Origin of the sequence: Ligilactobacillus agilis, assembly GCF_025311475.1 — a bacterium.
Lineage (GTDB): Bacteria > Bacillota > Bacilli > Lactobacillales > Lactobacillaceae > Ligilactobacillus > Ligilactobacillus agilis.
Genome location: NZ_CP104397.1, coordinates 1,835,001 through 1,856,939, shown reverse-complemented (window position 1 = coordinate 1,856,939; position 21,939 = coordinate 1,835,001). Strand labels below are relative to the sequence as shown.

Below are 21,939 nucleotides of genomic sequence, written 5' to 3'. Positions count from 1 at the left end.
ATCACGACTACCTTGGCGGTATGCGTGACCCGTTTAATTATTTACGTTTATGTTTGACCACGGTAAAGAAGTGGAGCGTAACTGCTAGCAGTGCAAAGAAGATAATCACAAAGGAAATATAATTAGACCAAAAGCCTAGCGAGAGGTTTAACAGTTTGAGGCAGAGGCTCTGAATGGCCATGGTAATAAAGGCCATAACAGCAACGATGAAGAAGAGTTCGAAGTAACGTTTCACGGTTTGATCGTCCTTTCTAGTGGCCCGGTTAATTTTTTGACCGAGTTTGGTTAATTCTTTTTGCTTAGCAGGTGCTAGTTCAGTTAAGCCCCAAGTAGCGGTCTGAACAGCTTCGCCAATTTTGATAAGCCCACCGGCGGTTAGGACCTTATCAATGGTTCTGAAACTAGCGTCGGTAACTCCACTCAAGAAGTTTTCACATTTACCGGCATAACAGTTGGTTAGACTGATGTAGTGTTTGTGGGCGAATTTATCTGGGTGAGTGCCACCCTTGCGGTCAAAGCGGACCAGTCGTTGTCTGAGGCAGTCAAAGAAGTTTTTCATAACGCCAGATAAGCCGCCCCAGTAAGTGGGCGCAGCAATTACCCAGACATCAGCCGCTTCAAGCTTAGCGATAATTTGATCCATGGTAGGATTAGGTTGGCCCTTGATGTCGGGCTTAATTTGATAGTCTTCTAAGTAAATTATTTCAGAAGTATTAGGTGCTTGAACCTGGTGCAAGACCTGGTCAAGCATCATGCGTGTCACCCCATGTTCCTTATGGGCCCCTAAGATTCCTAAGACTTTCACAAAAGTCACATCCTTAATGTTTGAATAAGTTAATTGTAGCACTTAGTCGGTTTGGTTACCAAAAAGAGCGGCTAACTTAGCTGCCGTTTCAGGGTCTAGTTGGTCGGCGAGGGAGTCTGTTTCGGCTTCTGCAGCCGTCATTTGTTCGTTGACTTGTTTTTGCTCCTTAATAGCTGCGACTACCATTTTTTCAGCTTCTAAGACAGGGTTGAAGTTTAAGCTCCCACCAGCTGAGTCTTCGTGACCACCACCCCGGAAGTAGTCCTCTGCAAACTTAGCCACATCCAGTTTGCCATTGCTTCTTAGAGAAACGCTGCGGTCATCGATGACGAGGGCAACTTCAACCTCGAGTTGTTGCAAAAGTTCGTGGGCAATTTCTGATTTATAATCGCTAGCATAGACGACCCCAAAGGAATGGCCATCCTGTTCAAAGGTAGCGACACTTTTAAGGTGACGCTTAATGTAACTGGTCCGTCGTGCGTTTAAGGTATCGATTAATAGGGCATTGGCTTGGCGATAAGCGGGCCAGCCAGTTGCAAAGACGGCCTGAATGAATTCTTGGGTTTTGGAAAGGGGATAAAACCAGAAGAGTTGGTTTAAATTATCCGCGGCCTCCTTAATCTCACTAGGCATTCGGTCATCATTTTGCCAATCCCAGGTATCATAGGCCCTAATCAATTCAACTAACAAGCCAAGTTCCTTAACTTTTGCTGGGTCTAGGCGGTTAAAATTCTTGTTTGTTTGCAACCAATCCCAAACCAGGCTGGTAGCAGAGGGATTGATGGCAGGGTTGGTAGGATTGATACAATTAGAGGCATATTGGGCGCGGAGGTTAGCTTCGCTTTCGTGGTGGTCAAAGATTAGCCAATGGTTGGCGAAGTGTTGCTCAAGTTGTTGGAAGGAATAATCACTGTCAGGGGTCATATCCATGATGAAGACATCAGTAAAGCGACCAATATCTGGTTGGCGGAAAAACGAGGCTAAGCGAGCATCTAGCCGCCCAGCTGAACAAGTGGTAAGGTCAAAGACAACGCCCTTAAATAAGTCTGGTTGGACCGCTTCAAATAAAGTTGGCGCGCCGAAACCATCTAAATCGTTGTGGGAAAAAAGCTTAATATAGCGAGTTTTGCTTGGCATTTAAACACATCCTCAATTAGAATAACTACTTTCATTCTAGCAGATTATCAAGCATTAAAGTTAGTAGTTTGCCAAGAAATGCGGTAAGATAGATAAAAATAAGGGGGGATTTGATGTTTGAAAGCCTAGTTAAGAAGTTACAAAAGATTTACTTGCACTCGAGTGTAACCACAGTGCCTATCCCCGACTTTAAAGAAACTGCGCCCGAGCGGAGAAGGATTTTGTTTACGGGGATAGTTCAAGGGGTAGGTTTTAGGTACCAGGCTAAATTATTAGCCGACCGCTTATTCTTGAGCGGGTGGGTCAAAAACTTACCTAACGGTCAAGTTGAAATGGCCGTGCAAGGGGCGCCTGAAAAAATTGACTTTTTAATTAGTCAAATGCAACATACAGGTAGAATTAAAATTAGCCGTATCCAAACGCACCTACTGGAAGTTGATTGGACTGAGGCGGGATTTAAGATTTTAAGTTAAAAGTAACACGTTGGTTAAAACACAAAGGAAATAAGGTGAATGATGATGGCTTATACAGTCACAAATCCATATACAAAAGAAGTTATTGCGAGTTATGAAGTTGCTAGTCAAGCTGAGGTTGACCAGGCTTTGCAGCGGGCCCAGGCCTACTATCTAGCTACTAAAGGCCAGCCGGTTGAAAAGCGGGCTCAAAAGCTTTTGAAATTAGCTGACTTAATGGAAGAAAGAAAAGAACAGTTGGCAAAAACAGCCAGTCTAAGTATGGGAAAACTGATTGGGCAAGCTCGCAGTGAAGTAGACTTGTGTCTAGAAATTCTCCGCTACTACGCAGCTCGGGGACCGCAAATGCTGAGGGCTAAACCCTACCTGTATGGAGCAAGACAAGAGGCCTTTTTGCACTATGAGGCCAGTGGAATTGTCTTGGCGGTTGAACCATGGAACTTTCCTTATTCGCAAGTAATTAGGGTCTTAGCTCCTAACTACCTTTTGGGTAACCCAGTGATTTTAAAGCATGCCGGTCAAGTAGCAACTTGTGCACAGGCTTTAGATGAACTAGCTGTGGAGGCGGACTTAGGCACAGGTGCATTCAAAAACTTATTTTTAAGTTATCAACAGGTGGATAACTTATTAGCCGATTGCCGGGTCAGTGGCATAGCTGTGACTGGCTCTAGTCAAGTTGGAAAAAAGCTTGCAGGTAAGGCAGCAGCTAATTTGGTTAAATCAAGCTTAGAACTAGGTGGTAACGACGCCTTCTTAGTCTTAGCAGATGCTGATGTTAAAAAGGCCGCCCACGATGCGGTCAGGGCGCGTTTACGTAACAGTGGTCAAGTTTGCACTGCCCCTAAGCGGCTAATTTTAGCTAAGGAAATTGCTACAGAATTTTGTGACCTCTTAAAGAAAGAGTTAGCACAATTAAAGTTGGGAGATCCGCTGGACGAAGCGACGACGCTAGCACCCTTAGCAAGCGAAGCAGCCTTAACGAACTTAACCAAGCAGGTTACAGCGGCTTGCGAAAACGGTGCCCAAGTCCTAGTTGAAGGGGGACCGGTCGCAGAGATGGCTGGATATTTCTTTAAGCCGATAGTGTTAAGGGGGTTAACGCCTGATAACCCGATGTATGACCAAGAATTCTTTGGGCCGGTCTTTCAAATTTATCAAGCTCAAGATGAAGCAGAGATGGTAACAATCGCTAACGAGTCACAGTATGGCTTGGCTGGAGCGGTTTATTCACAGGATAAGGTCCATGCCGATGAGCTAGCTCAGAAGTTATCCACAGGCCAAGTCTTTATTAACCAGCCGGCTACAAGTCACCCAGAATTACCTTTTGGCGGGGTGAAAAACTCTGGTTACGGGCGGGAGTTAAGCGATTTAGGCTTATATGAGTTTGCTAACTGTAAAATTATTGCGTGGTAAGTCCACTTATGGGCAGGTTGACTAAGTTGACCTGCTTATTTTTTTACAAAAAAACGTTACGCCAACCCGAAAAGGGAGCGTAACGCTATAATTTGTGTCGTTTATTCACCAACTACCGTTTCTGCTGAACCTGCATCAGAATTTTGAGTGGTGTCAGCACTTGGTGTTTGATCTTGACTAGTAGTGTCACTGCCATTACCGCTGTCGTTACCAGTATCAGTGCCTGTATCGGCACCGACAGTATTATTGCCACTAGGGGAATAATGGGTTGAATTACCACCGCCGTAGTTGCCATAACTTTGAGTAGTAGTATTATTATAGTTATTATTACTTGGTGCTTGGTAAGTCGTAGTTTGCGAATAGTCGCTTGTAGTTGTAGTATTTGTCTCGTCACTATCAGTGCTGCTAGAACTTGCTTCTTCGCTGGAGGAAGAAGAAACAATGGAGCTAGAGGAACTGGCTTGTGCTTTTTTCTTCTTTTTATGGTGTTTCTTCTTAACCGGTTGGTCTAGCTTATTGAGTAAGTCATCAATTTGAGCTTGCTTAGCCTTTAGTTCGTTTTTGGAGTAGATTGGGCTAATTTTAGCCAAGTATTTCTTAGCTTCTTTCAAATCTGCTTTAGCCTTTTTCACATCCGCTTTAGAGAGCTCACTAAGCTGGTCATCGTTAAAGGTATTTGCCTTAAGTAACTTATCTAGCTTATCCGTAAAGTAATGTTGATCTTGGGCTAGAATCCGTTGGTATTTTGAAAGCACTTCTTGGTTGTTCTTGCCGTTAGCCTTATAATAGGCATAACGACTTTTAATATTTTGATAGCTCGCTAGCTTATCAGCAAAAGTTTTGCTGTTGACAAAAGTTCGTTGGGCGTTATTAATAAAAGCTGTTTCCTTTTTGACTTCCTTGGCCTGAGCGCTAACGTGGTAATAATAGGCGCCTCCTATTAGGATTAGGATAGCTAAAAGGATACCGCCGATATACTTGAACAACTGTGAGTGGTGCTTTTTTCTCCTTGAATGTTTGATAGAAATTACCCCCTAGAAATAGTATTTCTACTAAAATTGTACTTGTTTGAGGTTAAAGATGCAATGTAATTTGAAAGGGAAGATCTAATGCGAAGTGAAGACTATCTAAAAAAACTGACAAGCTACCAAATAAAAATGGCTAACCTGCAGTGCGGTTTGGAAAGGATTGCTCAAGCCAGGCAGATAATTGAGGCCTATCAGCGGCAACAGTTACCGCAAGAGGTTAAGACCAAACTATTATTTAGTGAAGAGGAGTTGTTTAACCATCCAGAATTGATGGCCTTAGAAGACGAGTTACTAAATTTGCGCCAGGTTGTCATCGAGGACTTTGGAATTTGGCATATTTTTTCACAAGAATGGGTGGCGGATTTAAAAGAGTATGTCGGACCTGGTCTTGGTTTAGAACTAATGGCGGGTAACGGTGTCTTGAGCGCCAATATCTCGGAGTTAATTGCAACCGACAACTTGGATTGGGCTGGACAGGATAACGAAAGCCCCCAAGCTTGGCAAAGGGTGGAACAGTTGGATGCAATCTCAGCTTTGGAAAGGTATGGACTAAAGGCTAATTACATCATCTTAGCCTGGGCGCCAGATACAAGCCAGGTTGATTGGGAAATCTTAAACTGGTTAAGAACAAAGCACTGGTCCGGTAAGTTTATCGTAATCGGTGAAAGAAGCGGAGCAACTAACTCAAGCAAGTTTTGGCAAGAAGCTAACCTGCTAAAACCTAGGCTATTGAATCAGCATCACCAAGCCATCGATTTTATTAACGATGAGGTTTTCTTGGTAAAATAAAAAGGCACTTTTCAAAAGTGCCTTTTTATGTATTCTTATAATAGGTAGAAACTATTTTTTAAGTAAGTCTCTAATTTCTGATAAGAGTTCAACTTGTGGATCAACTTTTTCTTCGGCTGGTTCTTCTTCTTTCTTAGGCATAGTAGCATTTACGGCCTTAACAATTAAGAAGACAACAAAGGCAATAATTAAGAAGTTGATAACAGCGTTTAAGAAGCTACCAACCTTGAATGAAGCACTGCCGACTTTAATAACGAAGGCAGAAAAGTCGATGCTACCTAAGAATAGGCCGAGGAAAGGATTGATAATGTAATCAACTAAGGCTTTAACGATGGCAGTGAAGGCACTACCTACGATAACCCCAACAGCTAAATCAAGCACGTTACCACGTGCAATAAACTCTTTAAATTCCTTAAGCATTAAAAAAGCCCCACTTTTAATTAATAATTGCAGATATATAAAAAGCTTTTACATATCTTTTATTATTATAACATTAGATTGTAAGCAATAAAAACAATAACCCTTAAAAATATTTGTACCAACAAATTTTAGAAAAAATTACTAGGTAACAGAAATTTTACAAAAAAGGCTAATAAAGGGAGATTTTAACTTAAAAAGGTGATTTTTGAAGTGAAATTAGTCAAAAAAAATATTTTTTTCTTCAAATTAGAAAAAATATTTATAAATATAAGCCTTTTTTGTCATATGAACTATTTTTGGGATAAAGCCTAATTTAACGGGCTTCAGCAGAGAAAATGGCTTATAAATGAAGCTGAGTTATTTTACTTCGTATTACATCAAACTGAAAATATTACAAAAAAGCAGAATTTAGTAACATTACTGGCATACCCTTGTTACATAACGTCCTTATACTAATCATTGTTAGCTCGTTGATACGGGCTGTGAGAATTGAACTTCTCTGTTAGGAGAAGGAGTTACTAGAAGACATACAGAAGAATTTACAGGAGTGAATAAATTTTATGAAGTTAAACAAATTATTATTGTCAGCCACAGCAGCCGCAGGTTTCTTTGCAGCTACTACAGCCGTAGCTAATGCTGATACTGTTACTGTTCAAGCAGGTGACACTGTTTCAGAAATCGCTGATAAGTACAACACTACAGTTGAAGAAATCCAAAACTTAAATCAATTAGAAAATGTTAACTTGATTTACGTTGGCGAAGAATTAGTGGTTAACACTAATGGTCAAGCAGCTACAACTGCAAGTTCTGAAGCTCCAGCAGCAACTGCTACTGTTTCTTCACAAGCGCCAGTGCAACAAGCACCAGCACAACCAGTGCAACAAGCCCCAGCTCAACAACAAGTTGCTAGTGCCCCAGCACAACAAGCTACAAGCCAACAAACATACACAGCCCCAGCAGCTGCTTCATCAGACGAAGCTTCAGCTCGTGAATTCATCGCTGCACGCGAATCAGGTGGTTCATACAGCGCTGCTAACGGCCAATACTACGGTAAGTACCAATTATCACGCTCATACTTAGGTGGCGACTTATCAGCTGCTAACCAAGAACGTGTTGCTAACAACTACGTACAATCACGTTACGGTTCATGGACTGCTGCTAAGAACCACTGGTTACAAAACGGTTGGTACTAAGATAAAGTCTTAGTAGAAGACAAAGTTATCATTAAATTTCAAGCCCTACGCAGGTGAAGACTTGCGAGGGCTTTTTTTTACTTATATAATATGGGATATGCAAGCAAGAAAATGGGGTGATGACGGTGCGGCTTTCAAAAACGTTAATCATCATGCTTTTATTTGTAGTAGGTTTTCTAATGGTCTACGGGGCAACTACTATGAAACAAAAAGATACGTGGTTGACGCGCTTTTTAATTTTGCTTTTGGGGGTAGGGTGCTTGTTGGTTAGTGGCTACCTGTTAGTACGAATTTTTATAGTCTAGGATCTGTGAGCGAATTCTTTGCTTTTTTAGGTGATTTTGCGGTATGATAAAGTCAAAAGATAGATTGTGTACCATAAGTTGCAATCTAGCCGATAATGACAATTTCTACAAAAAGCTGGGACATAAATGTAAAAGCTAAGTGGCTTTAACATTTATGTCCCAGTTTATTTTTTTACCACCAACTACCGTTAATACCACCCCAGGCGTAGCTAATTAAGCAAAGCCCGATAAAGTAAAACTGCCATTTTGGGAAGGGTTTGGCGCTAGGGCGCGTACGGGGGTAACCCTCGGAAAACCCTTGGGCAGTCATGGCCTGGGCTAAATCGGCTGACCACTTAAGTGCTACCAGGATGATGCGTAAGTAAAGTCCTGGTTGCCAAAGATGGTAGTTGCGGCCCCGGATTTGTGCCGAGTAGCGAATAGTAGCAAACTGATTTTTGATACTGGTTAAGAGGTTAAAGGCTGCCAGTAATCCGTAGACAAAGGTGGCCGGCAGTTTAAGGTGGACGTGGAGGTTAAAGAGAATATCTTCCACCGAGTTGGTTAAAGTTAAACTTGCTCCAAGTAAGAGGTAGGCGTAGATGCGGCTACCGTAAATCCAAGCATTATGCCAGTTATCTGTCCGCCCAAAGGCTAAAAAAGACCACCAACTACCAAGGGCAAGTGGAAAGGTAACTAGTAATAAGAGGGCGATGGTTGTCAGTTTGACACGCCGGTAACAAAGTAAGTACAAGAGGCAGCAGCCAGCCAAAAGGCAGTTTAAGCTGACGCTCTTGATAAAGGCTAGTTCAAGACCAAGGCCAATGATTAAAAGTGTTAGTCCAGCTGGATTAAGCATCAAAATCCCTCCTTAGTGCTAGGCGCCCCTGGTTGAGGACTAGTTCATAGGTAACGTATCCTGGTAAGCACGAGCGCTGGTGCGAGATTAGCAGGATACTAAGTTTTAATTTTTGACAGGTTTCAGTGATTAAGGTAAGTAATTTGTCAGCCGAACTAGTATCTAAGCTAGCTAAAGGCTCGTCTAACAACAACACCGGTTGAGCCATGATGAGCATGCTTAAGACCTGCAATTTTCGTTTTTGTCCACCCGAAAGTTGGTAGCAGGAATGATCTAGGTAAGCCGTTAGGTCTAAGACTTCGAGAGCCTGGGTAATTTTGGCGTCCGTCCAGTATCCTTTAGCCAGGGAGTGTTTTTTAGATAAGGCTAGTTCTTCTCTAACGGTTAGGCGGACAAATTGATTGTCACTGTCTTGAAAAACGAGAGCAACAATTTTGGCCCAGGACTTGGCTTTGTAACGACGACTGTCCCGTTTACGGTAGGCTATACTGCCATTAAAGGCTAGCTGCTTAGTGAGTGCTTTAAAAAAGCTGGATTTACCAACGCCGTTGGGCCCACTTAAAAGTCCCAGTTGCCCTTGAGGAAGGGTGAAACTATCGGTCTTAAAGAGCTGGCGGTTTTGGACAGTCACGGTTACATCTTGCCAGGTCAATTGGCCTGAATTGAGGGGAGTATAGGTTAACGGCTGCTCCTGTCTTTCTGTTAGCGAACTAAGCGGTAGGGGGGTTAGTTCACTTTTAGAAAAACGGTAAAGGTTATCCACTAAGCCGTAATACCCATTGGTGTCGTGGTCAGTGATAAAAATTGTCTTACCTGCTTCTAGCTGCAATTTTTTGAGGTCGGCTAACAAGGTTTGCTTGCCCAGGGGATCGACGTTTGCGAAAGGTTCATCCAGTAGGATAATCTGACTATCGAGTGCTAGCGTAGTAGCCAAGGCCAGGCGCTGTTGTTCGCCTCCAGAAAGTTGGAAAAGGGGCCGGTCTTTTAGGGCGGTTAAATTTAGCTTGGTTAGAACTTGATTCAACTTAGGTTCAATTTGATCGCGGGGAGTCTGGATATTTTCCAAGGCAAAGGTAATTTGCTTCACGACGGTTGGCAAAGCAAATTGCCGGCTGGGCTCTTGAAAAAGCATGCCCACGTAGCGACTGCGTTCATAAGGCACGATGGTGGCTACCGCTTGATTATTCAATAGAACTTGCCCACTGAGTAGCTTACCTCCGTACTGCGGATATAGACCCGCAAGTAGCTTAAAGAAGGTCGACTTACCACAACCAGATGGACCCGTTAGAAGGTTAAAACTGGCCGGTTGTAATTCAAAGTCGAGCTTGTCAATGATTAGCGGACCGTCTTCTTGGTAAGCAAAACTTAGGTTTTTAGTGATTAAACTAGCTGTCATTATCTTACCAACCCACTTTTATTAAGAAGTGCTTTAATCAAATAAACAAGGAGGCCGGCAAAAAAGCCGATGGAAAGCAAGCGAATAATAAATAAGCTGACAAGGAGTGAGAAGTTATAGGCGGCATAGCCACTTTGAAATAAATCCCAGGCAAAGGTAACAATCGTTGAGGTGATTGTAGCTAGGGTCAAGCTAAGTGCACCCCAGTTTTTATAGGCGGTTAGGGTAAAACCTAGTTCGCTAGCTAGTCCTTGGATTAGACCGGAAATCAAGTTAGCCGCCCCCCAACTAGAAAAAAGCAGCATTTCAACGGTAGCTGCGAGGACTTCCCCAATGACGCTGGCGCCGGCTTTTTTTAAGAGGATGGCAGCTAAGGGCCCCGCCATAATCCAAACCCCTAGGGTAGCATCGTTAGCATAAATCTTAAGGGGGGTGGCAGCTAAGGCATAGTAAGTATAGCCCCATAATTGGTAAATAATTCCAAAGAAAATAGCAATAATTGCAAGTAAAATGACATCTTGAAGGGACCAAGCCTTCTTTTTTTGATTCGTAGTTTGCATAAGCAACAACCCCTTTGTAAGTTTAATTGTCGCAATTACAAGAAAAAAGACCGGAAAAGCAATTCCCGGCCTGGATACGTAACGTTAGTATTAGCTATTTCGTCTGAAATGCTAAAACAAGACTTCCTACGCTGGTATGATCCAGATCAGGTTCATGGGTATTTCTCAGCCACAGGGCACCCCAGCTTGTAATTATCAACGCTTACATTCTAGCAAAGAGCCACGGAAAAGTAAATAAATTGAGAACAACTTTTAGTTAAAGCTACTTGGGGTGTAGTTTAGAATCAATCTAAAAAATTTGCAAATAAGCCTGTTAAATAATATAATCAAGGTGATAAAAGGATGAAAGAAGGAATCAGCTTATGGCAATCGATCCTAAGAAGGCTCAAGATGTTTGGAAAGATATTGGTGAACACGTTCAGTTTACAGTTTTGAAACTTAAGCGTGAAGATCAAGCCCATGAATTAGAGGTAATTCGTGAATTTTGTGATAGGTATCAAGCGATTATTCGTTCTTTGAAAATCCGTGATTCTAATCCGCAGGCAGAGTCACGGTTAAAGGTGACGTTTGGTTTTTCAAATGCGGCTTGGGATTACCTGTTTCCTAATGGCCCTAAGCCCAAGGAATTGGAAACTTATACCGAATTAAAGGGACCTAAGTATAAGATGCCAGCTAGTGAAGGTGACCTTTTCTTCCATATTCGTGCAAGTAACGAGGCCGTTGTTTACGAAGCTCAAACTCAATTTATGCGCTTCTTGCGTGATATCACAGAAGTGGTTGATGAGACTAAGGGCTTTAGATACTTTGAGGGACGGGCAATCATCGGCTTTATCGATGGAACTGAAGCTCCAGAAGTAGAAAAGGCTGCTGATTATGCCTTAATTGGTGACGAAGACCCAACTTTTGAAAATGGTTCTTATGCCTTTGCCCAAAAGTGGTTACACAACATGGACTTTTGGAATAAATTGAAGACAGAAGACCAAGAAAAGGCCGTGGGTCGGGAAAAGTTTAGTGATATTGAATTAGAAGATGAAGATAAGTTTAAAAATGCCCATAATGTCAGTTCTAAAGTTGAAATTGATGGTGAGGAGCAAAAGATTATTCGGATGAACGTGCCTTTCTCCGACCCAGCTTCTGGTAAAACAGGGACTTACTTCATGGGTTATGCACGTCATTGGCGGGTAACTAAAATGATGTTGCAACAAATGCTAGATACATCTGACTTCTTACTAACTTTCTCGAAGATTTTATCCGGGCAGTTATTCTTTATTCCTTCTAAGGATACCCTTGACGATATTACTGACGAAAAAATTTAGTAGTGCAAGGCTTTTTATTAGGTATCAGTCAACTAGCATGGTAGAATACTCTTAGATAAAGGTAATGAGGAGGAATTATGATGGCAGAAAAGACATTTACAAAAGCTGAACTAGCACAATTCGATGGTCAAAATGGTAACAAAGCTTATGTTGCGGTTGATGGGGTCGTGTATGATGTGACTAATGTTGCAGCTTGGAAAGATGGAGCCCACCATGGTAATAAGGCGGGTAACGACGTTACAGCTGGATTAGGACATTCGCCTCACGGAGAAAGAGTATTGAAAAAGCTTGAAGTGGTTGGCAAGCTAGTCGACTAGGCTAAAAAGAGGGATGTAAGACAGGGAGAAAGGCCTAACAGTTTTTCTTGCCTGTCTTATTTTTTTTGAACATTAGCTAGAAAAGTACTGAAGGCTTAGTTGCTTTTAGGCTATAATAATAAAAAACATAAGGCTGGTTTAAGAGGTTGTCAACTACCCCTCACTAAAGTGAGAGGCTTGTAGTTCACGACCTTACGGTCAGTGGTCATAACGCAATTGATTGCTTCCACACTATACGTGGCTACATCATTGGGTGGTTGACAGCACCCACTTAACTAACACGTTTACGCGTTAGTTGTTAATTCAAATTTAGGTTGTTCTTGCCCACTAATATATTGCGTACCCAATAATTGGATATTCATTGCGCCTAAGCGGTCATCATTAGAGCGATAACCACAATTAGAGCAGTGATATTCATGTAAATCGTGATTCCGGTTAGATTTTTTAATCGTTCCGCATTTAGGACAACGTTGCGAAGTATATTGAGCTGAAACTTCAATTACTTCACTATTATTTAAGTGCGCTTTGCAAGTCAAGAATTGTGCTAATTGATAAAAAGCCCAGGATTTATTTTGATTACGTAAGACTTTGGGTAAATCAGTGCGTTCAAAGGAAACACCTGTTAAGTCTTCTAAAACAAACAAGGTGTTGGAACCAAATTTTTGGACCAGTGTCTTAGACAACCGGTGGTTAACATCGGTCATCCAACGGTTCTCTCGTCCGGATAATTTCTTTAAACGCCGTTTAGCTGATTTAGTGCCTTTAGCTTGTAATTTGGCCCGTAACTTTTGATACTTAGCTCGTTTACGCATCATTATCTTACCGTCAAAGAAGGCGGTTTGACCTTGTTCGTCATAAGTAGTAGCTAAAAAGCGCAAACCACGGTCAATACCAACCACGTGTTTTACAGTTTGGTTATCAAAATCAGCTACCGTTTTAGTAGCTGAAATGTGTAAATACCACTTACCACCAGTTTTAAGTAATTTAGCTAAGCCAAACTTCCAAGTACCATCAAAGTATTGGTCAAAGCCGTGACAAACAGGGTTAACTTTAACTCGACCGTTAAGGGTGTTAATTGATAATTGACCGCTACTTAAATAAGACCAGTCACGATTACGTTGCAAGTCTACTTGAGGTCAGTTAAAGGTAATTGGTTTTTGTAACCAAGTTAAATCTCGAATTTCACGATACCATTCACTAGTGTTAATATCTTGGTACTTATAAGGGTTGCGTTTCATTTGAGTTTTAACTGTTTTATAACGAGCAATTACAGTTCTGATTACAGATTGAGCCATTTGTGATTTAAGCATAAATAGACTACGTAAATTAGTATACAAAACTTTGTTTAATCGGCTTTGTTTCATATTAAAATCATGATTAAAGATGTATTCAGAAACATAATTACAAGCTAAACGATATTGTTCCATCGTATTAGTAAAACTCGAAGTAATCTCTGCGTTGGCAAGATTTAATTTCACTTTGATAGTAATTTGTATCTCCATTAGGTTCACCTCACTTTCTTTACTGATATTATAGCACTTTTGTTCGGTAAATACACAGTATAAGGAGGCGAAAGGGTAAAAAGTAGGTTCTAGAGAACCTAAAGTGAGGGCTATCCCTCCAGTGGTTAAAACCACTGGTATCCCGCCCTAAATTAGTGAAGGGAAAAGTAAGAATAATAGATGTCGCGCAAAAGGCGGGGGTTTCGGTGACCACTGTTTCGCAAATACTAAATGGTAAAGGAGAACGATTTAGCCAGGCGACGCAAGATAAGGTTAGAAAAATTAGGGATGAATTAGGTTACGTACCTGATTTTAATGCCCGTAACTTAATAATGGGGTCCGCTAAGACAATTGGGATTATCATTCCTAATATCACTAACCCCTTTTTTGCAACCTTTGTTAGGGGAGTCGAAGTAGCGGCTCAACGTGGGGACTTTATTCCCCTTGTTTTAAGTGGCAATGGTAACCCTGATTTGGAGCGGCAGTACGTGGAACAGTTAATCCAAAGGACGGTTGATGGCCTAATTATTGCCAGCCCTGCGGTTAACAAGGATACCATTGATCATTTTCTTAAGGCAAACGGGGTACCTTACCTACTGATAGATCAAAACCCCCTAGATGATGGAGACCGGGTCAGCACGGATGATTATTTAGGAGCTAAGTTAGCGGTGGAGCACCTAATTGAGTTAGGTCATAAGCGGATAGCGATGCTTTATTGTGATAAACCATCTGTAAATCAAGCTCAACGGTTGCAAGGTTATAAAGACCAGTTACAGTCAGCAGGACTAGAATTAACCGATGATTTAATCGTTACCGGGCCTTTGAGCAAACTTGGAGGCTACCAGGCTAGTGAGCAGGTTTTACAAACTAAGGCCAGTGCCGTTTTTGCGGTCAATGATGAAATGGCCATCGGACTTTACCGGGGCCTTAATGAGCGGGGGCTTGAGGTACCGGCTGATTTATCGATTGTGGGTTACGATAATATTGATTTATCTGAGTATGTAAATCCACCGTTAACGACCATTGCTCAACCGGTATTTGAAATGGGACAGGTAGCTTTTAGAACTTTGTTACAACGAATCGAGCAACCTGATGCGCCAGCGCAAAAAATCAAATTACCGGTTGAATTGGTGGTTAGGGAGAGTAGCCGCAAAGTTTAGGCAGCTAGCGTAAAGAAAATAACTAAATTTTCTGAAAATCTAGCCTAATATCAGTTATAATAGGAAACGAAGAAAGTAGAGGTGCGTTAGAAGATGCCTAAAATTTTGTTATTAAATGCCGGCAGTTCTTCCGTTAAATGGAAGTTATTTGAAATCGACAATGAAGCAGTAGTTGCTAAGGGGTTAGTTGAAAGAATGTTAACTCCAGAAGCTAAGTGGGAGATTAGTTATGGCAAAGAAAGTGCGCAAGAAACAATTCCTAACTTAACTTATGAGCAAGCTGCGCAATTAATTATTACTAAGTTACAAGAATTAGAAATTACTAGTTTGGCCGACATCAAAGCGGTTGGTCACCGGGTAGTTGCTGGGGGACATACCTTTAAGCAAGCAACCCTGGTTGATGAAGAAGCGTTAGACCAAATTAAGCAATTAAGCAGTCACGCTCCCTTGCATAATCCCATGGAAGCTAAGTACATTGAGTTAATGCAAGCAGTCATGCCCAAAACGCCTCAGTATGCAGTTTTTGATAGTCGGTTCTTTACGGATATGCCAGAAGTTAATTCAATTTACAGTCTACCTTACGAATTGACTGAAAAATATGGCTTAAGAAAGTATGGGGAGCACGGTATTAGCCACACCTATATCTCTAAGCGGGCAGCCACCTTATTAGGTAAGGATTTGGCTGATTTGAAGATGATTACTTTACACTTAGGGAGTGGGTCATCAGTTGCTGCTTTGAAGGATGGTAAGGCTTATGATACTTCAATGGGCTTTACACCGTTAACTGGCTTAACGATGGGGACCCGGGCAGGTGACTTGGATCCAGCCTTAGTTCCATTCTTGATGGCCGAATTGAACTTAGATGCTAAGCAAGTCTTAGAGCTCTTTAACAGTAAATCTGGTTTGCTAGGGCTTTCTGGGCTTTCAGCCGACATGCGGGATATTGATAAAGCTATTGCCGCTGGTAATAAGCGAGCTGAGTTGGCCTTAGAGATTTTCATTAACCGGGTGGTTAAGTACGTCGGGAGCTTTTATGCTGAATTGGGTGGCTTAGATGTACTCGTATTTGCCGGTGGTATTGGTGAAAACAACCGTACTTTGAGACAAAAGATTGCCCAAAAGTTATCCTGCTTAGGCATTGTGATTGATGCTAACTTGAATCAAGAACTAACCGAGGGAGTTATTTCACCTGCTGATGCTAAGGTGACTACCTTAGTGGTACCAACTAATGAAGAATTGGCGATGGTCCAAGAGATAAAAGCGGTTATGTAAATTAAATAAACGATGTTAGGGTAGAATTTTATGGCAGGAATGCGATGAAAGGCTACCCTTTTTAAAAATATTTAGGAAAGGTAAATCTATGCAATATAAGACACATGTTACCACCTCACTAGCGTTAGGCTTGCCTTTGATTGTGAGCAGTCAACAGTTGAGTGTACTTAATGTGGGGGCGTTATTAGTTGGTTGTTTATTACCGGATATTGATCAACCTACATCCTTTTTGGGAAAACGCAATCGCTTAGTCAGTGGGGTAACCCATAAAACCTTAGGTCACCGCGGGGGGACGCACTCACTTTTGGGACTAATGATAGTTTTTGTAATGGTGGCCTTTATTAGTCAGCGCTATTTTAACTTTGCTGGGCGTTATTTTCCTTTTTGGCTATGTACTGGTTATCTCTTCCACCTACTTGAAGACAGCTTTTCAAAAGACGGGGTCAAGTGGTTGTGGCCGTTAGGTAAAAAAGGCATCCGGACCGGCGGAAAATGGCTAACTTATAGTACCGGGGGAATTGGTGAATACCTCTTACTTGGTTTTACTTTTTGCTTACTCCTAATTGAGATAAGGTTAATCTGGTTGAATCAACTAGGAAATTTTTTGCCTTCGGGGATGTTAGCTCACTTACAGGCACTGACATTAAAGTTGCAAACAATTTTTAGTTCTAATTAATCTCTTTCTTTAAGTGGACTTTTAGTATTTTTTGCGTCATAATAGGAAGTGAGAAGATAGTTTTTAAAAATTATAAACCAGAAAGATTTATAAGTGCTAAGAGGAAGGAGACTCGTTATGCTAAGAAATCAAGAAATGTTAGTAACTGCAGCTCGAACTTTGAAAGAGCGGAGTATTAAAAATACCCCCCAACGTCAAGTTATTTTAGCATACTTGATGAATTCAAAGGCTCACCCATCCATTGAGATGATTCACCAGCATGTTCAAGAAAGTGGCTTTAGTGTTAGCTTAGCAACTGTGTATAATACGCTGGAACTTTTTTTGAAGAATAAGCTGATTATTGAGGTTACTCCGGATAGTGAAGGACACATGCGTTACGACTACTTTGAACGGCCTCATTATCATGTCATCTGTGTTAACTGCAATAAGATTGTTGACGTCTACAATGACACCTTTACTGAGTTAGAAAAAGAAGCGGCCCAAACAACTGGTTACCAAGTATATAACAGTCAGTATGAGGTTTATGGACTTTGCCCTGATTGTCAAAAAAAGCTAGTAGCCGATAGTTGACAAGCCTAGCGTAATAGCATATATTAATGTTATTACAGGCGTTGAAGTAGCCCAGTAGGATAATGGTCCCTGGCTAAGAGACTTGGTGGTAGCTGTAAACCAAGGCAAACCAGTTATCTGAATTACACTATGGAGCTAATAACGGGTCATTCCGATATTGATGACAGAGTTGGCTGTTTTGACAGCAAACTGGGTGGTAACGCGGAGAATTTCGTCCCTAATGCACTTACGGGTGCGTTAGGGACTTTTTTAGTATAAGGAGGAATCTTAATGGTAAACATTTTAGACGAGTTAGAATGGCGGGGCGCCGTTAACCAAGTTTCTGACGAAGAAGGATTACGTAAATTATTAGAGGATAAGTCAGTAGGAATTTATTGTGGGGTTGATCCAACTGGAGATAGTCTTCACATTGGGCACTTGATTCCCTTCATGATGCTAAAGAGATTCCAAGAAGCTGGTCACCGGGCCCATATCATCATCGGTGGTGGTACTGGTTCAATCGGTGATCCATCAGGTAAGAAATCAGAACGGGTTTTACAAACAATGGAGCAAGTTCATCATAACGAAGAAGCACTCACCAAGCAAATGAAGCATTTGTTTGGTAAGGATAACATTACCATTGTTAATAATCGGGAATGGTTATCTAAGATTGATTTATTAGGTTTCTTGCGTGATTATGGTAAGTTGTTTAACGTTAACACAATGCTTAACAAGGAAGTAGTTGCTAGTCGCTTGGAAGTTGGAATTTCATTTACGGAATTTACATACCAAATTTTACAATCGATTGACTTCCATCACCTTTGGACCGAAAACGATGTCCAACTTCAAATTGGTGGAGCTGACCAATGGGGCAATATTACTGCGGGGATTGATTTAATCCACAAGATGGAAGGTAGCGATGCTAAGGCTTATGCATTAACTATTCCATTGATGCTAAAGGCTGACGGGACTAAGTTTGGGAAGACAGCTGGCGGAGCCGTATGGTTAGATCCAGAAAAGACAAGTCCATATGAATTCTACCAATTCTGGTTAAACCAAGATGACCGCGATGTAATTAAGTATTTGAAGTACTTTACATTCTTATCTAAGGAAGAAATTGCTGCCTTAGAAGAAAAGGTTAAGGCCCAGCCTGAAAAACGTGAAGCGCAAAGACGGTTGGCTCAAGAAGTAGTGGCATTCGTTCACGGAAAAGAAGCGGTTAAGGAAGCTGAACATATTTCTGCAGCCTTATTTACTGGTGATGTTAAGGACCTAACGGCTAGCGAAATTGAACAAGGTTTCAAAAACATGCCATCCGTAGAAGTAACCAATGCTAAGACTAATTTAGTTGAATGGTTAGTAGACGTAACCAAAATTGAACCATCTAGACGGCAAGCACGTGAAGATATTAAAAATGGTGCGATTTATATCAACGGCCAAAGAGTTCAAGATGTAGATTATGAATTAGACCCAAGCCAAAGTTTTGATGGAAAATTTGTAATTGTTCGGCGGGGGAAGAAACGCTATTTCTTAGCAAGAGTTAAATAATTCTATCTTAAAAAAGAGTCAAAAAATTTTTTTGACTCTTTTTTGTTTGGTTAAAAATCGAACTAAAAACAAGTTGTTAATCCTATAATTCGTTTTTGTATCATTTTAAGTTATTTTTGCCGGTCGTTAAGGGTAACTAATTGAGTTAAATAACGAAAAATGTGAATGGAACTTATTGTTGATAGTAGCAAAAACTTACTTGACGATAAAAAAATAAAAAGGTATAGTATAAACATCGCTTGACGTTAACGCGTTAGCGAATAAAGTTAGAAAAATATTTCTTGACAGTTATTTAATTTTTTGTTAAATTTAAATAGTTGTCGCAAAGATAATATTTAATGAGTAGACCTTTGAAAACTGAACAAAGTTTTAGACAAACCAAATGTGTAGGGTCAGTTGGAAACAACTGCAAAAACATTTGCGAAGTCAATTCGCTAGTATAAAAAATGAGTCACAAATTCTAAAATGAGAGTTTGATCCTGGCTCAGGACGAACGCTGGCGGCGTGCCTAATACATGCAAGTCGAACGCTTTTTTCAATCATCGTAGCTTGCTACACCGATTGAAAATTGAGTGGCGAACGGGTGAGTAACACGTGGGTAACCTGCCCAAAAGAGGGGGATAACACTTGGAAACAGGTGCTAATACCGCATAACCATGATGATCGCATGGTCATTATGTAAAAGATGGTTTCGGCTATCACTTTTGGATGGACCCGCGGCGTATTAACTTGTTGGTGGGGTAACGGCCTACCAAGGTAATGATACGTAGCCGAACTGAGAGGTTGATCGGCCACATTGGGACTGAGACACGGCCCAAACTCCTACGGGAGGCAGCAGTAGGGAATCTTCCACAATGGGCGCAAGCCTGATGGAGCAACGCCGCGTGAGTGAAGAAGGTCTTCGGATCGTAAAACTCTGTTGTTAGAGAAGAACATGCGAGAGAGTAACTGTTCTTGTATTGACGGTATCTAACCAGAAAGCCACGGCTAACTACGTGCCAGCAGCCGCGGTAATACGTAGGTGGCAAGCGTTGTCCGGATTTATTGGGCGTAAAGGGAACGCAGGCGGTCCTTTAAGTCTGATGTGAAAGCCTTCGGCTTAACCGAAGAATTGCATTGGAAACTGGAGGACTTGAGTGCAGAAGAGGAGAGTGGAACTCCATGTGTAGCGGTGAAATGCGTAGATATATGGAAGAACACCAGTGGCGAAAGCGGCTCTCTGGTCTGTAACTGACGCTGAGGTTCGAAAGTGTGGGTAGCAAACAGGATTAGATACCCTGGTAGTCCACACCGTAAACGATGAATGCTAAGTGTTGGAGGGTTTCCGCCCTTCAGTGCTGCAGCTAACGCAATAAGCATTCCGCCTGGGGAGTACGACCGCAAGGTTGAAACTCAAAGGAATTGACGGGGGCCCGCACAAGCGGTGGAGCATGTGGTTTAATTCGAAGCAACGCGAAGAACCTTACCAGGTCTTGACATCCTTTGACCATCTTAGAGATAAGATTTTCCCTTCGGGGACAAAATGACAGGTGGTGCATGGCTGTCGTCAGCTCGTGTCGTGAGATGTTGGGTTAAGTCCCGCAACGAGCGCAACCCTTGTTGTCAGTTGCCAGCATTAAGTTGGGCACTCTGGCGAGACTGCCGGTGACAAACCGGAGGAAGGTGGGGACGACGTCAAGTCATCATGCCCCTTATGACCTGGGCTACACACGTGCTACAATGGACGGTACAACGAGTCGCAAACTCGCGAGGGCAAGCTAATCTCTTAAAGCCGTTCTCAGTTCGGATTGTAGGCTGCAACTCGCCTACATGAAGTCGGAATCGCTAGTAATCGCGAATCAGCATGTCGCGGTGAATACGTTCCCGGGCCTTGTACACACCGCCCGTCACACCATGAGAGTTTGTAACACCCAAAGCCGGTGGGGTAACCTTTTAGGAGCTAGCCGTCTAAGGTGGGACAGATGATTGGGGTGAAGTCGTAACAAGGTAGCCGTAGGAGAACCTGCGGCTGGATCACCTCCTTTCTAAGGAATATTACGGAAACCTACACGGGGTTTAAAACTTTGTTTAGTTTTGAGGGGTTTACTTCTCGAATATGGGCCTATAGCTCAGCTGGTTAGAGCGCACGCCTGATAAGCGTGAGGTCGATGGTTCGAGTCCATTTAGGCCCATTTATATAGAAATATTTCTAACTCATGGGGCTTTAGCTCAGTTGGGAGAGCGCCTGCTTTGCAAGCAGGAGGTCATCGGTTCGATCCCGTTAAGCTCCATTGATAGCGTGAGCTATCAAACTTGTTCTTTGAAAACTAGATATTTATTCTATTTCTTATTTAATGAAAAACCGAGAAAACACCGCGTTTTAAAGAGTTAAAACAAGAATTAGTTCTTAATCGCAAACTCATAGCTTAAGTTTTTAAGCGAGGTTAAGTTATTAAGGGCGCATGGTGGATGCCTTGGCACTAGGAGCCTATGAAGGACGTGACTAACTGCGATATGCTTCGGGGAGTTGTAAGTAAACTGTGAACCGGAGATTTCCGAATGGGGCAACCCAGCAGGCCTAACGGCCTGTTATCGCTAAGTGAATTCATAGCTTAGTTGAAGGTAGACGTGGGGAACTGAAACATCTAAGTACCCATAGGAAGAGAAAGAAATTCGATTCCCCCAGTAGCGGCGAGCGAAGAGGGAAGAGCCCAAACCGAGAAGCTTGCTTCTCGGGGTTGTAGGACTGGACTTTAGAGTTACCAAGAGATTTGATAGTTGAATGATTTGGGAAAATCAGCCAGAGAAGGTGAGAGCCCTGTAAACGAAATTAAGTCTCCTCTGTCCAGGATCCTGAGTACGGCGGAACACGTGAAACTCCGTCGGAATCCGGGAGGACCATCTCCCAAGGCTAAATACTACCTAGTGACCGATAGTGAACCAGTACCGTGAGGGAAAGGTGAAAAGCACCCCGGGAGGGGAGTGAAAGAGTTCCTGAAACCATGTGCCTACAAGTAGTTAGAGCCCGTTAATGGGTGATAGCGTGCCTTTTGTAGAATGAACCGGCGAGTTACGTTAGCATGCGAGGTTAAGGGGGAAAGCCCGGAGCCGAAGCGAAAGCGAGTCTGAATAGGGCGCTTTAGTATGTTGACGTAAACCCGAAACCAGGTGACCTACCCATGTCCAGGTTGAAGGTGCGGTAAAACGCACTGGAGGACCGAACCCGTGTATGTTGAAAAATGCTGGGATGAGGTGTGGGTAGA

At 42.1% G+C, this 21,939-nt stretch carries 19 protein-coding genes, 2 tRNA genes, 2 rRNA genes, 1 pseudogene, 1 riboswitch and 1 other annotated feature (1 of these 26 cut by a window edge); of the genes and pseudogenes, 16 read left to right on the top strand and 8 right to left on the bottom strand.

All coding sequences use genetic code 11. The annotated features are described in order from the left end of the window. Window positions 1–37: 37 nt before the first annotated feature. Window positions 38–805, bottom strand: a complete 768-nt coding sequence (locus tag N4597_RS09345) for a flavodoxin family protein (protein WP_167589784.1) — start codon at window positions 803–805, stop codon at window positions 38–40. 42 nt (window positions 806–847) lie between these two features. Beyond that, window positions 848–1,942: a DHHA1 domain-containing protein gene (locus tag N4597_RS09340; protein WP_167589783.1), complete on the bottom strand. Its 1,095-nt coding sequence runs from the start codon at window positions 1,940–1,942 to the stop codon at window positions 848–850. 113 nt (window positions 1,943–2,055) lie between these two features. Between N4597_RS09340 and N4597_RS09335 the strand changes: the two genes are divergently transcribed. Continuing rightward, a complete protein-coding gene (locus N4597_RS09335) occupies window positions 2,056–2,415 on the top strand; it encodes an acylphosphatase (protein ID WP_056976546.1) in 360 nt (119 codons plus the stop codon). 45 nt (window positions 2,416–2,460) lie between these two features. Next, on the top strand, window positions 2,461–3,828 hold the full coding sequence (locus N4597_RS09330) for an aldehyde dehydrogenase family protein (protein ID WP_260903583.1): 1,368 nt from the start codon (window positions 2,461–2,463) through the stop codon (window positions 3,826–3,828). A gap of 101 nt (window positions 3,829–3,929) precedes the next feature. Here N4597_RS09330 and N4597_RS09325 read toward each other — a convergent pair whose 3' ends face one another. Further along, complete coding sequence (locus N4597_RS09325) at window positions 3,930–4,814, bottom strand: hypothetical protein (protein WP_260903582.1); 885 nt, start codon at window positions 4,812–4,814, stop codon at window positions 3,930–3,932. Between the two features lie 123 nt (window positions 4,815–4,937). Between N4597_RS09325 and N4597_RS09320 the strand changes: the two genes are divergently transcribed. Next, complete coding sequence (locus N4597_RS09320; protein WP_260903579.1) at window positions 4,938–5,645, top strand: SAM-dependent methyltransferase; 708 nt, start codon at window positions 4,938–4,940, stop codon at window positions 5,643–5,645. A gap of 51 nt (window positions 5,646–5,696) precedes the next feature. On the opposite strand, the gene mscL is transcribed toward N4597_RS09320, so the two are convergent. Then, window positions 5,697–6,065 carry a large-conductance mechanosensitive channel protein MscL gene (gene mscL, locus N4597_RS09315; RefSeq protein ID WP_172577553.1) on the bottom strand — a complete coding sequence of 123 codons (369 nt, stop codon included), beginning with the start codon at window positions 6,063–6,065 and terminating at the stop codon, window positions 5,697–5,699. A gap of 560 nt (window positions 6,066–6,625) precedes the next feature. Between mscL and apf the strand changes: the two genes are divergently transcribed. Then, window positions 6,626–7,258 carry an aggregation-promoting factor gene (apf, locus tag N4597_RS09310; RefSeq protein WP_170091482.1) on the top strand — a complete coding sequence of 211 codons (633 nt, stop codon included), beginning with the start codon at window positions 6,626–6,628 and terminating at the stop codon, window positions 7,256–7,258. Window positions 7,259–7,383: 125 nt separating this feature from the next. Beyond that, window positions 7,384–7,563, top strand: a complete 180-nt coding sequence (locus N4597_RS09305) for a hypothetical protein (protein WP_050610728.1) — start codon at window positions 7,384–7,386, stop codon at window positions 7,561–7,563. A 172-nt stretch (window positions 7,564–7,735) separates the two neighbouring features. On the opposite strand, the gene N4597_RS09300 is transcribed toward N4597_RS09305, so the two are convergent. The 3 genes from N4597_RS09300 to N4597_RS09290 are packed head-to-tail and all read right to left on the bottom strand — an operon-like array spanning window position 7,736 to window position 10,357. After that, window positions 7,736–8,401, bottom strand: coding sequence for an energy-coupling factor transporter transmembrane component T (locus N4597_RS09300; RefSeq protein ID WP_056976552.1), 666 nt, complete (start codon window positions 8,399–8,401; stop codon window positions 7,736–7,738). Further along, complete coding sequence (locus tag N4597_RS09295; protein WP_260903575.1) at window positions 8,394–9,797, bottom strand: ABC transporter ATP-binding protein; 1,404 nt, start codon at window positions 9,795–9,797, stop codon at window positions 8,394–8,396. Before N4597_RS09295 ends, N4597_RS09300 begins: the two co-directional genes overlap by 8 nt. Further along, complete coding sequence (locus tag N4597_RS09290) at window positions 9,797–10,357, bottom strand: ECF transporter S component (RefSeq protein WP_260903574.1); 561 nt, start codon at window positions 10,355–10,357, stop codon at window positions 9,797–9,799. The genes N4597_RS09295 and N4597_RS09290 overlap by 1 nt, the downstream gene beginning before the upstream one ends. A 105-nt stretch (window positions 10,358–10,462) precedes the next feature. After that, a riboswitch (TPP riboswitch) is annotated at window positions 10,463–10,551 on the bottom strand. 168 nt (window positions 10,552–10,719) lie between these two features. On the opposite strand from N4597_RS09290, the gene N4597_RS09285 reads away from it, so the two are divergent. Then, window positions 10,720–11,673 (top strand): Dyp-type peroxidase, encoded by a 954-nt coding sequence (locus N4597_RS09285; protein ID WP_050610732.1) that lies wholly within the window; start codon window positions 10,720–10,722, stop codon window positions 11,671–11,673. Window positions 11,674–11,753: 80 nt separating this feature from the next. Then, on the top strand, window positions 11,754–11,990 hold the full coding sequence (locus N4597_RS09280) for a cytochrome b5 domain-containing protein (protein WP_050610733.1): 237 nt from the start codon (window positions 11,754–11,756) through the stop codon (window positions 11,988–11,990). A gap of 284 nt (window positions 11,991–12,274) precedes the next feature. Here N4597_RS09280 and N4597_RS09275 read toward each other — a convergent pair. Next, window positions 12,275–13,492 (bottom strand): annotated as a pseudogene (locus N4597_RS09275) (RNA-guided endonuclease TnpB family protein). Between the two features lie 155 nt (window positions 13,493–13,647). On the opposite strand from N4597_RS09275, the gene rbsR reads away from it, so the two are divergent. The 9 genes from rbsR to N4597_RS09230 form a co-directional block, all read left to right on the top strand. Further along, window positions 13,648–14,652 (top strand): ribose utilization transcriptional repressor RbsR, encoded by a 1,005-nt coding sequence (gene rbsR, locus N4597_RS09270; protein WP_094130548.1) that lies wholly within the window; start codon window positions 13,648–13,650, stop codon window positions 14,650–14,652. 93 nt (window positions 14,653–14,745) lie between these two features. After that, the gene (locus tag N4597_RS09265) at window positions 14,746–15,924 is read left to right on the top strand and encodes an acetate/propionate family kinase (protein ID WP_260903572.1); all 1,179 of its coding nucleotides are present in this window, start codon (window positions 14,746–14,748) and stop codon (window positions 15,922–15,924) included. Between the two features lie 88 nt (window positions 15,925–16,012). Further along, on the top strand, window positions 16,013–16,600 hold the full coding sequence (locus N4597_RS09260) for a metal-dependent hydrolase (protein ID WP_260903570.1): 588 nt from the start codon (window positions 16,013–16,015) through the stop codon (window positions 16,598–16,600). A 117-nt stretch (window positions 16,601–16,717) separates the two neighbouring features. After that, window positions 16,718–17,170: a Fur family transcriptional regulator gene (locus tag N4597_RS09255; protein WP_056976559.1), complete on the top strand. Its 453-nt coding sequence runs from the start codon at window positions 16,718–16,720 to the stop codon at window positions 17,168–17,170. Between the two features lie 32 nt (window positions 17,171–17,202). Then, window positions 17,203–17,392 (top strand) — a binding site (T-box leader). Window positions 17,393–17,440: 48 nt separating this feature from the next. Further along, entirely contained in the window at window positions 17,441–18,697 is a 1,257-nt protein-coding gene (tyrS, locus tag N4597_RS09250) for a tyrosine--tRNA ligase (protein ID WP_172578910.1), read from the top strand. 461 nt (window positions 18,698–19,158) lie between these two features. After that, window positions 19,159–20,721, top strand: a 16S ribosomal RNA gene (locus N4597_RS09245). 73 nt (window positions 20,722–20,794) lie between these two features. Next, a tRNA-Ile gene (locus N4597_RS09240) sits at window positions 20,795–20,868 on the top strand. Window positions 20,869–20,894: 26 nt separating this feature from the next. Continuing rightward, window positions 20,895–20,967 (top strand) — tRNA-Ala (locus tag N4597_RS09235). Between the two features lie 151 nt (window positions 20,968–21,118). Next, a 23S ribosomal RNA gene (locus N4597_RS09230) occupies window positions 21,119–21,939 on the top strand (it continues 2,097 nt past the right edge of the window). Together the 16S and 23S rRNA genes with 2 tRNA genes alongside form the textbook arrangement of a ribosomal RNA operon.

Coding starts and splice junctions, on each gene's coding strand:
- tyrS (WP_172578910.1), top strand. CDS start 17,441: ATGGTAAACATTTTAGACGAGTTAGAATGGCGGGGCGCCGTTAACCAA.
- apf (WP_170091482.1), top strand. CDS start 6,626: ATGAAGTTAAACAAATTATTATTGTCAGCCACAGCAGCCGCAGGTTTC.
- N4597_RS09340 (WP_167589783.1), bottom strand. CDS start 1,942: ATGCCAAGCAAAACTCGCTATATTAAGCTTTTTTCCCACAACGATTTA.
- N4597_RS09265 (WP_260903572.1), top strand. CDS start 14,746: ATGCCTAAAATTTTGTTATTAAATGCCGGCAGTTCTTCCGTTAAATGG.
- N4597_RS09300 (WP_056976552.1), bottom strand. CDS start 8,401: ATGCTTAATCCAGCTGGACTAACACTTTTAATCATTGGCCTTGGTCTT.
- mscL (WP_172577553.1), bottom strand. CDS start 6,065: ATGCTTAAGGAATTTAAAGAGTTTATTGCACGTGGTAACGTGCTTGAT.
- N4597_RS09285 (WP_050610732.1), top strand. CDS start 10,720: ATGGCAATCGATCCTAAGAAGGCTCAAGATGTTTGGAAAGATATTGGT.
- N4597_RS09295 (WP_260903575.1), bottom strand. CDS start 9,797: ATGACAGCTAGTTTAATCACTAAAAACCTAAGTTTTGCTTACCAAGAA.
- N4597_RS09330 (WP_260903583.1), top strand. CDS start 2,461: ATGGCTTATACAGTCACAAATCCATATACAAAAGAAGTTATTGCGAGT.
- N4597_RS09260 (WP_260903570.1), top strand. CDS start 16,013: ATGCAATATAAGACACATGTTACCACCTCACTAGCGTTAGGCTTGCCT.
- N4597_RS09320 (WP_260903579.1), top strand. CDS start 4,938: ATGCGAAGTGAAGACTATCTAAAAAAACTGACAAGCTACCAAATAAAA.
- N4597_RS09335 (WP_056976546.1), top strand. CDS start 2,056: ATGTTTGAAAGCCTAGTTAAGAAGTTACAAAAGATTTACTTGCACTCG.
- N4597_RS09290 (WP_260903574.1), bottom strand. CDS start 10,357: ATGCAAACTACGAATCAAAAAAAGAAGGCTTGGTCCCTTCAAGATGTC.
- N4597_RS09280 (WP_050610733.1), top strand. CDS start 11,754: ATGGCAGAAAAGACATTTACAAAAGCTGAACTAGCACAATTCGATGGT.
- N4597_RS09255 (WP_056976559.1), top strand. CDS start 16,718: ATGCTAAGAAATCAAGAAATGTTAGTAACTGCAGCTCGAACTTTGAAA.